1 protein-coding gene is annotated in these 335 nt (G+C 54.6%); it reads right to left on the bottom strand.

Annotated features, from left to right (window positions below; translation table 11 throughout):
* Positions 1–241, bottom strand: a 241-nt coding sequence (locus tag Q4563_RS17825; protein WP_303605451.1) for an MBL fold metallo-hydrolase, incomplete at its 3' end; no start/stop codon positions are given.
* Positions 242–335: the final 94 nt, after the last annotated feature.

The following is a 335-nucleotide window of genomic DNA, read 5'->3' as shown; positions in this document are numbered from 1 at the left end:
CCTGAGAGCAGTACAAGGGAATATCCAGCAACTCGCACACCGCCATCACGCCTTTGGCATGATCGCTGTGCTCGTGTGTCACCAGTACGGCTTCCAACTGACCCGCATCGGCCTGGGCCGATTCGATCCGCTGCAACAACGTCTTGCGGCTGAAACCACAGTCGATCAGCAGGCTTCTGCCCTGGTGTTCCAGCAGTGTTGCATTGCCCTTGCTACCGCTGCCGAGAGAAATGTACCTCACTTCTCCAGCTGTTGTTTGATCGTATTCAGAACCGGTAAAGCGTAATCGTCTCCCGCCAGCTTATCGACATCTTCCAACAAGGACAGATACACAC

This window comes from Gilvimarinus sp. 1_MG-2023, from assembly GCF_030548285.1.
This window is presented reverse-complemented; position numbering and strand designations above follow the sequence as displayed.